The sequence below is a fragment of the Paenibacillus sp. V4I5 genome, from assembly GCF_030817255.1.
Classification (GTDB): domain Bacteria; phylum Bacillota; class Bacilli; order Paenibacillales; family NBRC-103111; genus Paenibacillus_E.
The window spans coordinates 6,347,382-6,360,735 of record NZ_JAUSZB010000002.1 but is presented as its reverse complement, the minus strand read 5'-3'; the positions used below and the strand labels follow the sequence as shown (position 1 = coordinate 6,360,735).

Here is a 13,354-nt window from a genome sequence, read left to right as displayed (position 1 = left end):
CAGCCTATGAGAAGAGGGACAAGATTATGTGGACAAAAAAAGCCCCTGACCAAGGTCAGGGGCACTGTAATTTATATATGTTTAGAAAAATTCAGGTTCACGTTCCTGATGCAGCTTTACGCTCATCACGAGGCCTAATGAAAGCATGTTAATCAGTAGAGAAGTTCCCCCATAACTGACGAATGGGAGAGTGATTCCCGTTAACGGCATGATACCAATCATCATCCCGACATTTTCAAAAATTTGAAAGACGAACATAGAAACCACACCTACCACAATATAAGCTCCACTAAGCTGAGTACTCTGGATCGAGATGAGGATCATGCGGTAAATGAGTAAAAAATAGATCAACAATAGAACCGCTGACCCGCGGAAACCGAATTCCTCACCAACAACGACGAAAATCGAATCGGAATACGCGAATGGAATGAAATTACTATGAACAGAAGTACCTTTCAGAAAACCTTCGCCTTCCAACCCTCCTGAACCGATCGCCCTTACTGCATTACGGACTTGATAATTATCATCATCAGACACATCTTGCGGATAAAGGAATGTATCGATACGATCCATCCAATGACTAAAACCATAACCCTTAAGCATATCAAACAAGGATTGATGGAAATAATTATATAATGTCAAGAACAAGAATCCAGCGCCTATGAGTACAACGGTGCTAAGTAAGACATGCGAATATTTAATATTACCAATCCAAATCATACCCAAAAGAATGATCACAAAAATGATCGCATTCCCTAGATCAGGTTGAATGAGGACCAAGATAAACGGGATCAACACAGCCACACCGACTGGGATAATATCATTCTTGATTTGCAGTAAATCGCCTTTACGTCTTGCCAACAGTGCAGTTACAGCCACGATTAGAATTAATTTCACTAACTCCGCTGGTTGAAAGGTTAAGCCGCCCGGGAGCTCAAACCAGCCACGCGCCCCATGAATTTTCGTCCCAAAAAAGTAGACTGCGACCAAAGAAACGATGCCGATACCATAAAGATAGGGAGCGATTCTGATTAGTACTCGATAATCAAATAAACTGCTTGCAACGAACGCTGCTAGACCAACACCATATAAGACGAGTATTTTCGTAATACTAACGTTAATTTTAGGATGATCAATAGATGCACTATATACAAGCATCGTACTAATGACCATAAAGGCAAACAAAATGACAACAATAGGAATATCTATGTTTTTAAGTTTGGCAAGCATTGGACGATCAACCTATTCCGATAAACTTTTTCATACGTTTGACCCAGCCGCTTTTGTCCTCCAACTGCATGAGAGGGACCGTGTCACCCAATATGCGACGAGCAATGTTGCGGTAAGCAATGGCTGCGCGCGAAGACGGATTCATCACGGTAGGTTCCCCTAAGTTGGCTGCTTTGATCACATGCTCGTCATCTGGAACTATCCCTAACAAATCTATGGCGAGTACCGAGCATATTTCATCAATATCCAGCATCTCGCCTTTCTTCATCATCAATGGACGAATGCGATTAATAACTAACTTAGGTGAGGAGATTTTCTCATTCTCTAGCAAACCGATAATGCGGTCAGCATCACGTACAGCCGCATTTTCCGGTGTGGTAACAACGATCGCTTTGTCTGCTCCGGCTACGGCATTCTTGAAGCCTTGTTCGATGCCTGCTGGACAGTCGATAATGACAAATTCAAAATCTTTTTTGAGCTCCAAAATAATATCCCTTACTTGTTCTGGCGATACAGAATGCTTATCCTTCGTTTGAGCAGCTGGCAAAAGATAAAGCTCATCAAAGCGCTTATCCTTAATTAATGCTTGCGGCAAACGGCAACGGCCTTCTGCAACATCCACAAGGTCGTAAATAATTCGGTTTTCCAGACCCATGACCACATCCAGATTGCGCAGTCCAATGTCGGTATCTACCATGCAAACTTTTTTCCCTAAAAGCGCTAGTGCCGTTCCAAGATTCGCAGATGTCGTTGTTTTACCAACGCCGCCTTTTCCTGAAGTGACGACGATTGCCTCTCCCATATTTTCTCACCCCACACGCTATTTTCACACATACAAACGATTATTTTAGATTCGGTTCCGGCCAAATACGATGAAGCTGGTGCAGCTTGTCGATTTCCATTTTACCTTCTTTTACATAAGCAAATTCCATGAAAGCCTCATCGATTCCCCATTCATCTGGTGGACGGCTAATGATTCCGGCAATCCTAAGTTGCGTGGGACGCATATGAGAAGCAGCAATAATCGCATTCTCATCACCGTCAACACCCGCATGAGCCATGCCGCGAAGCGACCCCATTATATAAATGTTCCCTGTAGATGTAATCGTTCCGCCAGGATTAACATCGCCTAAATATAATAAATCACCCTCGTTGTGTAGGGTTTGTCCCGACCGAATCATTCCTTTGAGCGTTGTCATAGAAACCGCAGACTCTTCTGCAGCTTCCTCTTTTGACGTCTCACTTTCGATCGATTGGATTAGCAGGTTGCCTTTTTGCCTGATGACGGACCGAATCTCTTCCTTCTGTTCTTCAGTCGCTTCTCTGCTGCCTAATTTAACGTGCACATGAATAATCGGTCCAGTCAATATTTGTTGATGCGTTTTCTCAAGCTTGTGCTGCAGCTCTTTCAGCAAGATTTGCCATTCGCATGCATCATTTAGCAAAAAAACAAGGCCATCCTTGACCCCTTTTATCATCACATGGTGCTTTGTAACAGACATAATTGCGATACGACCTCCCAACCTATACATTTCGGTTCATGTCCTGAATTCTCCTGCTTGGAGCCTGGAAAATTAATCTTCGTTTCCGGACGGCACAATCCGCTTTCCTTCAAGCAGCTTGCGGATCGGAACGTAGCAAATCAAGGCGACAAGCAGATTAAATAGAACACTCGGAAGCATGTAATGGGTGAGAGCAAACTTCAAATCAATATCAATGAGTTTGAACAACCGATTGATACCATAGTTAATAAACTCAAACAAGAGCAAACCAACGCCTGTTATGAGTAAGTTATAAAAAATCAAATTTGGCTGCCTTCGCTGCGCCAGTCCGGCCAAATAGCCAGTAAGCCCCATACCGAAGGAATATACACCTAGCATCGATCCATAATAGTTAAAGTCATGCAATAGTCCGAACAAAAGCCCATAAATTAAAGCAGTATGACGATGATGAAAAAGTCCGATAAACAAAATGAATACAAGTGTTAAATGGGGTGTAACATTAACGTTAGATTGCCATGATGAAGGGATCAGCCAAACAAGCAAGGTTCCTTGCAGGATAAACAAACCGAGTAAAATGAGCCACAATAGATGTCGAATCACTTAACGGCTCACCTCATTTCACTTCCGGGACTTCGACAACAAACACTTCACGGATACGATTGAACGAAGCTTTGGGCTTCACCATAACCTTGTATGTAATGCCGAATTCCCCTGGACCTATGGAAGAGATTGTCCCTACCTCAATGCCCTTAGGAAATACTTGCCCCATGCCTGATGTAATGATGGTTTCTCCGATTTTCATATCGTCAGCATGTTCGACCTTGTTCATCACAAGCTCGCCGGTTTTGGAGTCATAAGACTCAATCATCCCGAAAGGTTGACTCTCATTCCCCTTCACCGTGACAGCAATCGCCTTAGAGTTATTATCAGTATCATTGGTTTCCGTGAGTAATTGAACATTGGAATGGAAACCAAACACCTTACTCACCCTGCCGACCAACCCATCTACGGTCATGACGGCCATATTCTCTTTGATGCCATCTTTATCGCCTAAATTAATGGTAACCGTGCTATTATACGGATCCGGATCAATGGTTACAACCTCAGCAATGCGATACGTATACACGTTAGCTTGACGCTGTCTTTCTGTGAAGCCAAGAGCCTCCATTAATCGCTTGTTTTGTGATTCTAGCTCATTCAAACGCTGTGTATCTCGTGCATACTGCGTAAGAGTTAGTTTCAGCGTCTTATTTTCCTCGTAGATGACTCTTAGTTGACGGATGTCTTCAAAGAAACCCGCTACGTGCGCAGCGGGCTTGTAGAAGAGTCCTTGCGTCCATGATACCGAGTCTTTGACGAATTTCTCCGGCCACGTCATGGGTGCCCGGTTCCCGAGTGTCAGTCCCATCAAAATAAAAAAGCAGACTAGACCGAACATCAGAAAAATCAACCTCTTGTTGCCCATAAATTTAAACAAATTAGCACCTTCTAACGAATATTAACGCTTATATCTCGAACTGGACCCTGATCTGTTCTTGAACAAATGGATATTTTCCAAAGCGCGACCCGTTCCAATCGCCACACAATCTAGCGGGTTCTCAGCGACGAGTACTGGCATTCCGGTTTCTCTGGCAAGCAGGCGGTCAAGATTACGCAGTAAGCCGCCGCCACCCGTCAGCACTATTCCGCGATCCATAATATCCGCTGATAATTCAGGTGGACATTTCTCGAGAGTAACCTTCACAGCCTCAACGATCGCATTTACCGTGTCTGTCAATGATTCCGTAATTTCATCGGAACTAACACTTAGCGTTTTCGGTAATCCGGAAACAAGATCGCGCCCTCGTATTTCGAGGGACTCTGGCTTGTCCATAGGAAGTGCCGACCCGATTTCCAGCTTAAGCGTTTCGGATGTACGTTCCCCGATCATCAAATTATACGTACGTTTAATGTATTGAGTGATGGCTTCGTCCATTTCATCGCCTGCAATTCGGATGGAACGACTCGTTACAATCCCTCCAAGAGAGATGACAGCAACCTCCGTTGTCCCCCCTCCAATGTCGACAACCATGCTTCCTGTTGGTTCCCACACGGGCAGATCGGCACCGATCGCTGCTGCGAAAGGTTCTTCAATCGTGTAAGCCTCGCGCGCTCCAGCCTGCTTCGTTGCATCTTCAACAGCACGCTTCTCAACAGCTGTGATGCCTGAAGGCACACAAACCATCACATTCGGGTGACGCGGGAACAACCAACGCTGCTTCTGTGCTTGTCTTAAGAAGTAGCGAATCATCGTCGCGGTGGTCTCAAAATCGGCAATAACCCCATCTTTCATCGGACGAATCGCACGAATGTTGCCTGGTGTACGACCGATCATTTTTTTAGCGGCGTCTCCGACAGCCTCGATTGTTTTTGTATCAGTACGTAGAGCAACCACGGAAGGCTCCCTAACGACAATTCCTCTGCCTTTTACATAAACCAGTGTATTCGCTGTACCTAAATCAATTCCTAAATCTTTCGTAAAACCACCGAACATGGCAGTTGCTCCTTTCCTATTGCGATATCTATTATATTACATAAAGCCTTGTTCCTTCAAACTTATGAATCTCTGATCACCAATGATAACATGATCTAGCACTTCAATACCAATAATAGTTCCTGCCTCCATTAGCCGATGCGTGAGTTGAATATCCTCCGGACTTGGAGTTGGATCACCGCTTGGATGATTGTGTACACAGATGATCGAAGCACTGCTGCGTTTGATTGCCGCGCGAAACACTTCACGAGGATGAACAATGGAAGCGTTCAGGCTGCCCATCGATAATGTTTCCTGCGCAAGCAAATGGTTCTTCGTATTGAGAAATAAGCAGACGAAATGTTCTTTCTGCAAATAGCGAAGATCCTCACTCACTAAATCTGCGATATCCTTGGGAGAACGAATCGTAACTCGCTCTGCAAATGCACTCTTAGCCAGTCTGCGTCCGAGCTCAATCCCGGCTTGAATTTGTAAAGCCTTCGCATCACCAATTCCCTTGATTTGGGTAAGCTGATCTTTGCTCATGTCAACAAGGCTGCGCAGCCCGCCGCTTTCGCTTAATATACGACCTGCTAGACGCAGCGCTGACTCCGACACAGTTCCTGTTCGAAGTAAAATGGCCAGCAATTCTTCGTGACTTAATGCCCCTGCTCCGTATTGGAGCATGCGCTCTCTTGGTCTTTCCTCCTGCGGTACTTCTCGTAACATCAAGCTTGTGACTTCCATGAATTCCCCTCTTTCATTATGTAGGTTGTGTTACTTAAACGCATCCCATTCATACGGATAAGTGCTCATAAAACAAAATAAAGCCCGCGGATTTGTAAGATCCGAGGGCTTCTAGGACAATTGCTCTTTATTCGATTGTGGACATTCTAACGCTCTGATTTGTTCCAGCATACTGCCGATGGTATGTCCATCAAAGTATATTTCCATCTGCTTCTCTGCGTCAATGAAAACCTTCCCCATCAATAGATCCATTTTGGATGAAATGACGCAGGTCTTATTCTCATCACCAGAGCACCAGCTCGGCTTCAAGGAACCTTGACAAGTTAAACGGTAAATTTCGCCGAGTGTCACCTCGTCCGGATTGCAGCTAAGTATGAATCCGCCACCGATTCCTTCTTTGGTCGAAACGTAACCTGCTTTTCGTAGAAAGCCCATAACTTTACGTATACGAGCAGAATGGGTAGATACATTCACAGCAATTTCTTCGCTGGTTGCCATATGATCCGGTAAATGAGCCAGAAATACGAGACTGTGGACGGCTATTGTAAATTCGCTGTTCATGGCAAATACCTCCCTGAAGAATGCGAAGTCATGTCGCTTACTGTCATTGTAACCGTTACAGATTACACAGTCAATGTATGAGTCCTACTTTGGACATATATTCCAGCCTGGATCTGATGATTATAAAACTTGGATTTCAAAACTTAGTAGTAGGTCACTGAGCAGCGAAAGCGGCAATCCAACAACAGTAAAGTAATCACCTTCAATAGATTCCACGATCGTTGCCCCGATCCCTTGAATCGCATAAGAACCAGCTTTGTCCTTAGGTTCTCCTGTGGCGATATAACGTAAAATTTGTGCGTCAGACATGGACTTCATCTTCACATGTGTCACACGGTGTGAGACGACCTGCTTACCTGTAGCCGCGTCTACACAAGCAACTCCACTGTAAACCTGATGCGTACTGCCTTGAAGGGATTTAAGCATCCGGAAAGAATCCTGTTCATCCACCGGTTTACCTAAAACTTCATCTTGATAGACAACAACGGTGTCAGAACCGATGATGATTCCTTCTTTTTCACTGGCTTCAAACATGTCTAATACAGTTGAGGCTTTACGCAAAGAGAGCACTTCTACGAGCTCAGCAGGCGATATTTTTTCTTCGACGGTCTCATCTGCGTCACTAACCCGAATGATATAGGGTAAACCAAGTGATTGAATAAGTTCCTGCCTCCGCGGCGAAGACGAAGCAAGAATAAGTCTTTGTTTAGGGGAATTACTCAAAAGAAACAACTCCTAGCTGATTGTAATATGAATAGGCTTTCCAAAGGCAATCCAGTCACACCTTACGATACAGGAGGTACGCCCCCACTAATCCAAGAATACTGCACAGGTTTAGCTTCACCAAAAGATGGAACTCATATTTCACGACTTGTAAATCGGCCTTGGGCTCCCACGAAATTTGGGCCGTTTTGGTCAAAAATGCGAGAGCAGGCACTGCAGCCAGCAGCTGGCCTATGATAATCCCGGTAATTAAACCGACGATTAAAAATACGATCAATGTGAAGGTACCTTTTTTCATTCCTGTCATCCTCTCTTTATGTACAAGCCCTATTATACGGGTAGACTCTTCTTTTTTCCAAGTAAAAATATGATAGGATGGTGATTCTTACCAGCTTACAACGTAAGCCGATCCTAGTAAGATAGTTAGCGGAGGTATTTCAACTTATGACTCTACTTAAAAGACTTATCCTTTTATCCTTATTACTTACATTTGTATTTCCTTATCAAGCATTCGCTTACAAAGTTGTCCTAGATGCCGGACATGGGGGAAGTGACCCTGGAGCGATCGGTGTAAACGGTCTCCGTGAAAAAGATGTCAATTGGGACATTACCCAGAAGGTGCGGGACGAGCTAATCGCAAAAGGTTACGAAGTTGTCTTAACAAGAACAGATGACTCCTATTGGTCGCTCGCACAGCGCGTCGAATTTACAAATACGCTACAAGCGGATTTATTCGTATCTATCCACGCTAATGCACATCCGAGCGCGAAGGCGAACGGAACCATGGTTCTCTACTACGATAATGATTATCCACAAGAGGATTATCCAGCAAGTGAAGCAATGAAACAATTAACTCCGTACAACAAAGACCTCGCACAGCGAGTTTTGGATTCACTAGTCGCTGCTGTCGGTACCAAAAACCTAGGTCTCATTCCAAGTGCTGTTTATGTAGCCAGAATGGGAACAATTCCGAGTATTCTCGTAGAAACCGCCTTCCTTAGCCAAACAAGTGACGCAGCTTTGCTTGCAAGCGATTCGGTTCGGTCTAAAATGGCTTCAGGCATTGCAAATGGGATTGCTGCTTATACGCCGCCCCTTTTTACAGATTCACTTGGTCATTGGGCCAGAGATGCGATTTTGCGGATGAAGAATAAAGGAGTCATTGAAGGTATTGCTAATCGTTATGAACCGGAACGTGCTTTAACAAGAGCAGAATTTCTCACATTAATGGATCGGGTATTTACATTCAGCAAGTTGAAAGCTGTCTGTGAGCCGAGCGGAACCGTGACAGCCATCGTTTATGGTTGCCAAGCTCCGGCTGAGCAAAATTACAAAGACTTGCCGTCTTCCCATTGGGCAAGCCCTGTATTTGCCAAAGCCAAAAACTTAAACCTCCTGCAAGGCTACTCTGATGGAACGATTAGACCCAATCAATCGATTACGAGAGGTGAAGTCGCTTTTCTCTTCGATCGTCTTTTGCAAATGTCGTCTACCACGACGAATAACCCGCCTGTTGCAGCATCATCTGCATCTTTCAACGATGTACCTGAGACATTATGGAGTGCTAAGGCCATTTATGCGCTAAGAAATAAGGGCATCATTGATGGTATAACGGATACCGCGTTTAAACCTAGTCAAACTCTTACCCGTGCAGAGATTGCTGCCTTGCTCAATCGCTATTACAAATAAAAAGCAGTGTGTCCAAACTCTTGAGAGCTTTGGGTACACTGCTTTTTCATTAGGACACGCTTATTTTCTTAAGCAGCTCTCTCTGAGCAATAATATACTGCATCATGGACGATTGTGCTTGCCATAGCATAGCCGCGGAAGGTGTCTTCTTGTACTCTTCCATGGATTGAACCGCACTGTTGATCGATGTGGTCATTTTTTGCATGAATGGCTTCGTGTCATCACCTACCCCCTCGCTAATAGAGGCCGACAATGTCGTAAGGAGCTGATGCGAAGAACGAATCGATTGCAGCGACGTTTCAGCAAGCGGGGTTGGCTTCGTCTCATCCAAATGAACGAGCGCTAATCCATTTATCGTATTCACTAGTTTATCACCTTCGGCAATGAAGGTTGGAACCGACTCCGGTTTCGAGCCGCTCCAACGAATGCCTGTGGCCGCAGGGATATCCATATTTTTCATATAAACCTCAATGGTTTTATCCGTTGTTTGCACTTGTTCTCTTAATGCGAGAGCGTCATCTCGGTTTTTGGCAAATCCGACGAATACAGTTAGCTTATCTGTGGTGTCAAGCGCAGTGGCTAACCCTTTCTTCTTCAGAGTATCTTGGATAGCCTGGGCTCCCTGTAAGTTACTAAATACACCATTTTGAAGGAACGTATACGATTTCGCAGGAATTTGAACCGCTGTGACTGCTGAGGCAGCAGCCGGAATAGCAGGTGCTTGATCTGTAGACGTTTTAGTTGCTCCTGTTGACGCTTTCGATGGGACCGCTGCTTGTACATTAGGCGAAGGAACGGTTATCGTATTTGTAATCGATGCCGTATCTTTGGTCTCACGATCACTTGAAAACATGGAGAGAACAAAGAAGCCAAATGCAATGCCCGTCACTACCGCTCCTGCCACTGATGTTGCAATTCGAATCCAAGGTGTACCCGTTGATTTTGCGTATCTGGCACCTGTCCCCGGTTCCTTATAAGGTTCCTTAGACGCCCAGGATGACCACTCATCCCGATGTCTGTCCGAAATAGGCTCAGCTCTCTCTGTTGACTGATGTCCAACAGCTGGATTCTCACGGGCAGTCTGTGACTCACGAATGATGCGTTCCACTCGCTCTCCTTCCGTTTCAATCTGACTATTCCAGCTTCCAAAGTCCGTCGTGAACGTATTTAAAGCATGAGGTTCAAATAAATGTTCGACTTGCTCCCTCTCCGCTTGATGATAAGGAGTAACCTCATCCGACGTATGACGGTCAATCGTAGAATCTATAACCTTAAATTCTTCCTGATAGAGTGGTATCACTTTCTCTTCTTGATCAGGTACTCGCGATGCTCTACGGGTTGATTCCGGGTTTTCTTGTGGATCGAAACGGTAGGTTATTCTTGCTTTATTCTTGTTCATCTCTCAATCACTCCTCGTAAAATTTATTTGGAAACGGGCATAACGCCGCGTCGTCTTGTCCAAATCTTCTGTTACTAGATTATGATTGAGAGAGCCCCATTATGTTTCTTTCAGCAAAAAAAGACCGCTTCCAGCCATTTGGCTTGCAGCGATCTTTCTTCTAACTAGTTGGTTCGTACTTTTTACGCAGCGATTTCGCTAAACCGTCAGCTGCTTTCCAGATGTCGCCCGCTCCCATGGTTAACACCAAGTCACCAGGCTGCACATGCTGAATCAAATAGGTGAGTACCTCATCCCGAGTTGCAATATGCTGAACATTCGGGTTGCTGTTACTGCGGATCAATTCAACCAGTTTGGCTGAATCTATCCCCTCAATCCGCTGCTCGCCGGCAGGTGAGTAAATATCGGTAATAATAACCTCATCAGCTTCATCAAATGAGCGGCTGAACTGTTCAAATAAATAATAGGTTCGCGTATAGCGTTGTGGTTGAAATACAGCTATGATGCGTTTCCCTGTTGCCTTTGCTGCGGAAATGGTTGCTTGAATCTCCGTAGGATGATGCGCGTAGTCATCAATGACCAACATGTTCGCAACTTCTCCCAGCACTTGAAACCTACGCTTTGCACCGCGGAATTCCTGAATAGCTTCTGCAATTTTCTCGAAAGCAAGCCCTGCTTCCAGACAGGTGATAAGCGTCGCTAGTGCATTATATACGTTGTGTTTACCTGGTACGGACAAGCTAACCTGACCAAGTGCCGCCCCTTTGAACTGTACAGTAAACGTAACCTTACGGTCGCCTAATGTAATATCTGTTGCGACATAATCAGCCTCAGTATCTATGCCATACGTAATAACTTCGCTTTGAATATGCGGAATCATTTCACGTAAGAACTCATCATCATGACAAACAATAGCTCTACCTCCAGGTCTAACTTGACTGAGGAATTGCTTGTAAGCTTTCTTCAAATTCTCGAAATCACCATTATAATTCTCCAAGTGATCCGCTTCGATATTGTTAACAAGTGCGAGGGTAGGGTGATATTGAAGGAAGGTTCCATCACTCTCGTCCGCTTCTGCTACGACGAATTCGCCTTTACCAGCTTTGGCGTTGCTACCTACATTCATGATCTCGCCACCGATGATGTAGGTCGGATCTATTCCACAAATTTCCATGACTAAAGCAATCATTGATGATGTTGTTGTTTTGCCGTGGGCTCCAGCTACGGCGATACCTTTGCGTTCATTCATGAGCCGAGCAAGCATTTGTGAGCGATGAATAATCGGAATATTCAATTGTTCCGCTGCTTGCATTTCTACATTGTCTTTGGCCAAAGCGGTTGAATATACTACCAAATCGGCCCCTGACACATTCCTAGCTTCATGTCCGATGAAAACTTGAGCACCCTTCGCTTTCAGCTTTTCTGTAAGCTCTTGCTGCGCCAGATCGGAACCAGATATCCGGTATCCCATTTCCAGCATGACTTTGGCAATGGCACTCATGCCGTATCCGCCGATGCCTATAAAATGTACGTGTTCTGCTTGACTCACGCCGTTCTCACCATCCTTTTTCAGAATCGGTTTGATAGGTAATCCAAGAACGAACATCAGAGATTAAATACAGCGTGCCGGATACGACCGCCAGATCATCCTGCTCAGTTCTACTTGTTAGTGTTTCTAAGGCTCGCTTCCAATCTCGCTCGACAATGATATCTACCTCACGGTTCATCTCGCGCAGCAGCCCTCTTGCAATCTCAGCGAGCATAGAAGCGTCACCTTTTTTATGAAAATCGGGTTCCGTAATAATAAGAGTATCCACCAATGGTAGTATATGCCTTAAGTAGCCTGTATGATTCTTCGTCGAGAGCATTCCTACCATCATATGAAGTTTACGGTAAGTATATACACTTTGGAGCGCGGAAGCCAGTGTTGCGGCCCCTTCGGGGTTGTGAGCGCCATCGAGTAATATACGAGGTTCGCTCGAAACCATCTCAAGCCTGCCCGGCCAACGTGTCTCCTTGAGTCCTTTGAACAGATCCTCATCATCTACGATGCAGGCATAATATTGACGAAGAACTTCAAGCGTCATTACGGCCACGGCTGCGTTCTTTAATTGGTGCTCTCCGTTTAACGTAATCGGTACACCATTAATATTTCGAAACGGCCCGCTAAAATCAAATGTTTGGCTATCTAGCTCACTTGTCACATTCGTGTAATTGAATTGTCCACCAAGTGAGTAGAGTGTTGCTTTTTTCGCCTTGGCTGTTTGATCGATCACACTCCAAACCTCATGCGGCTCAACAGCTGTAATAACAGGTACACCAGCTTTAATAATACCCGCTTTATCTGCTGCGACTAATTCGAGTGTATCCCCCAAGATTTCCATATGGTCATGGCCTACATTCGTAATAATGGTTACGACGGGATTCACAATATTCGTGCTATCCAGCCTTCCCCCGAGACCTGTTTCCCATACGACGTAATCGGGATATGCCACTTTGCCGAAATGCATGATCGCAAGCGCAGTCGAAATTTCAAACATAGACGGAGGACCGACTTCAGTCTCTGCGATTTCGTCAACGATTGGCTTCATTTCATTCACCAGTCTGAGCAGCACGTCGTCCGGAATGTCGGCTCCATTCACTTGGATACGATTCGTATATTTTTCCAAATAAGGAGACGTGAATGTTCCAACGTCATATCCACAAGCTTGCAAAACAGAAGATAGATAGGCACATGTAGAGCCTTTGCCATTCGTCCCAGCCACATGAATGAATTTCAGCCTACGTTCGGGGTGACCCAGTTTCTCCATCAGCAACTGCATTCGTTGAAGCCCCGGTTTCATACCGAGCTTCTCCATCCGGCCGACAATCCAGGCAATGGCTTCTTGCGCTGTCTGGAATTCAGCCGAAGGGGTGTCTTTGATTTTATCCATCGATTTCATCCTCATTTACTATATGAATCAGCTTGTTTTCGTAACTAGGCAATCGTTT

General features: G+C 44.9%; 14 protein-coding genes. 1 reads left to right on the top strand and 13 read right to left on the bottom strand.

All coding sequences use genetic code 11. The features are described 5' to 3' along the window. Nucleotides 1-81: 81 nt before the first annotated feature. The 10 genes from QFZ78_RS31185 to QFZ78_RS31140 form a co-directional block, all read right to left on the bottom strand. The gene (locus QFZ78_RS31185; protein WP_307553235.1) at nt 82-1,230 is read right to left on the bottom strand and encodes an FtsW/RodA/SpoVE family cell cycle protein; all 1,149 of its coding nucleotides are present in this window, start codon (nt 1,228-1,230) and stop codon (nt 82-84) included. A gap of 7 nt (nt 1,231-1,237) precedes the next feature. Next, nucleotides 1,238-2,032, bottom strand: coding sequence for a septum site-determining protein MinD (gene minD / locus QFZ78_RS31180; protein ID WP_307553234.1), 795 nt, complete (start codon nt 2,030-2,032; stop codon nt 1,238-1,240). A 40-nt stretch (nt 2,033-2,072) separates the two neighbouring features. Then, entirely contained in the window at nt 2,073-2,732 is a 660-nt protein-coding gene (gene minC, locus QFZ78_RS31175) for a septum site-determining protein MinC (protein WP_307553233.1), read from the bottom strand. A 72-nt stretch (nt 2,733-2,804) separates the two neighbouring features. Then, entirely contained in the window at nt 2,805-3,332 is a 528-nt protein-coding gene (gene mreD, locus QFZ78_RS31170; protein WP_307553232.1) for a rod shape-determining protein MreD, read from the bottom strand. A 13-nt stretch (nt 3,333-3,345) separates the two neighbouring features. After that, entirely contained in the window at nt 3,346-4,209 is an 864-nt protein-coding gene (gene mreC / locus QFZ78_RS31165; RefSeq protein WP_307553231.1) for a rod shape-determining protein MreC, read from the bottom strand. A 21-nt stretch (nt 4,210-4,230) separates the two neighbouring features. Beyond that, complete coding sequence (locus QFZ78_RS31160) at nt 4,231-5,265, bottom strand: rod shape-determining protein (protein ID WP_056836326.1); 1,035 nt, start codon at nt 5,263-5,265, stop codon at nt 4,231-4,233. 36 nt (nt 5,266-5,301) lie between these two features. Next, on the bottom strand, nt 5,302-5,991 hold the full coding sequence (gene radC / locus QFZ78_RS31155; protein ID WP_307553230.1) for a RadC family protein: 690 nt from the start codon (nt 5,989-5,991) through the stop codon (nt 5,302-5,304). 111 nt (nt 5,992-6,102) lie between these two features. After that, the gene (locus tag QFZ78_RS31150) at nt 6,103-6,552 is read right to left on the bottom strand and encodes an RrF2 family transcriptional regulator (protein WP_307553229.1); all 450 of its coding nucleotides are present in this window, start codon (nt 6,550-6,552) and stop codon (nt 6,103-6,105) included. A 120-nt stretch (nt 6,553-6,672) separates the two neighbouring features. After that, nucleotides 6,673-7,275, bottom strand: a complete 603-nt coding sequence (locus tag QFZ78_RS31145; protein ID WP_307553228.1) for a Maf family protein — start codon at nt 7,273-7,275, stop codon at nt 6,673-6,675. A 55-nt stretch (nt 7,276-7,330) separates the two neighbouring features. Beyond that, nucleotides 7,331-7,573, bottom strand: a complete 243-nt coding sequence (locus tag QFZ78_RS31140) for a DUF4321 domain-containing protein (protein ID WP_307446653.1) — start codon at nt 7,571-7,573, stop codon at nt 7,331-7,333. 146 nt (nt 7,574-7,719) lie between these two features. On the opposite strand from QFZ78_RS31140, the gene QFZ78_RS31135 reads away from it, so the two are divergent. Beyond that, nucleotides 7,720-8,964: an N-acetylmuramoyl-L-alanine amidase gene (locus QFZ78_RS31135; RefSeq protein WP_307553227.1), complete on the top strand. Its 1,245-nt coding sequence runs from the start codon at nt 7,720-7,722 to the stop codon at nt 8,962-8,964. 49 nt (nt 8,965-9,013) lie between these two features. On the opposite strand, the gene QFZ78_RS31130 is transcribed toward QFZ78_RS31135, so the two are convergent. The 3 genes from QFZ78_RS31130 to QFZ78_RS31120 all read right to left on the bottom strand — a co-directional run bounded on the left by QFZ78_RS31130 (nt 9,014) and on the right by QFZ78_RS31120 (nt 13,305). Further along, nucleotides 9,014-10,363 (bottom strand): SPOR domain-containing protein, encoded by a 1,350-nt coding sequence (locus QFZ78_RS31130; RefSeq protein ID WP_307553226.1) that lies wholly within the window; start codon nt 10,361-10,363, stop codon nt 9,014-9,016. A gap of 160 nt (nt 10,364-10,523) precedes the next feature. After that, nucleotides 10,524-11,912: a UDP-N-acetylmuramate--L-alanine ligase gene (gene murC / locus QFZ78_RS31125; RefSeq protein WP_307553225.1), complete on the bottom strand. Its 1,389-nt coding sequence runs from the start codon at nt 11,910-11,912 to the stop codon at nt 10,524-10,526. A 7-nt stretch (nt 11,913-11,919) separates the two neighbouring features. Further along, on the bottom strand, nt 11,920-13,305 hold the full coding sequence (locus QFZ78_RS31120; protein ID WP_307553224.1) for a bifunctional folylpolyglutamate synthase/dihydrofolate synthase: 1,386 nt from the start codon (nt 13,303-13,305) through the stop codon (nt 11,920-11,922). Between the last annotated feature and the right edge of the window lie 49 nt (nt 13,306-13,354).

What these genes read in the sequence shown, in the direction of transcription:
- QFZ78_RS31150 (WP_307553229.1), bottom strand. Translation starts at nt 6,552, where the DNA reads ATGAACAGCGAATTTACAATAGCCGTCCACAGTCTCGTATTTCTGGCT.
- QFZ78_RS31135 (WP_307553227.1), top strand. Translation starts at nt 7,720, where the DNA reads ATGACTCTACTTAAAAGACTTATCCTTTTATCCTTATTACTTACATTT.
- QFZ78_RS31120 (WP_307553224.1), bottom strand. Translation starts at nt 13,305, where the DNA reads ATGAAATCGATGGATAAAATCAAAGACACCCCTTCGGCTGAATTCCAG.
- minD (WP_307553234.1), bottom strand. Translation starts at nt 2,032, where the DNA reads ATGGGAGAGGCAATCGTCGTCACTTCAGGAAAAGGCGGCGTTGGTAAA.
- minC (WP_307553233.1), bottom strand. Translation starts at nt 2,732, where the DNA reads ATGTCTGTTACAAAGCACCATGTGATGATAAAAGGGGTCAAGGATGGC.
- QFZ78_RS31130 (WP_307553226.1), bottom strand. Translation starts at nt 10,363, where the DNA reads ATGAACAAGAATAAAGCAAGAATAACCTACCGTTTCGATCCACAAGAA.
- QFZ78_RS31160 (WP_056836326.1), bottom strand. Translation starts at nt 5,265, where the DNA reads ATGTTCGGTGGTTTTACGAAAGATTTAGGAATTGATTTAGGTACAGCG.
- radC (WP_307553230.1), bottom strand. Translation starts at nt 5,991, where the DNA reads ATGGAAGTCACAAGCTTGATGTTACGAGAAGTACCGCAGGAGGAAAGA.
- QFZ78_RS31140 (WP_307446653.1), bottom strand. Translation starts at nt 7,573, where the DNA reads ATGAAAAAAGGTACCTTCACATTGATCGTATTTTTAATCGTCGGTTTA.
- QFZ78_RS31185 (WP_307553235.1), bottom strand. Translation starts at nt 1,230, where the DNA reads ATGCTTGCCAAACTTAAAAACATAGATATTCCTATTGTTGTCATTTTG.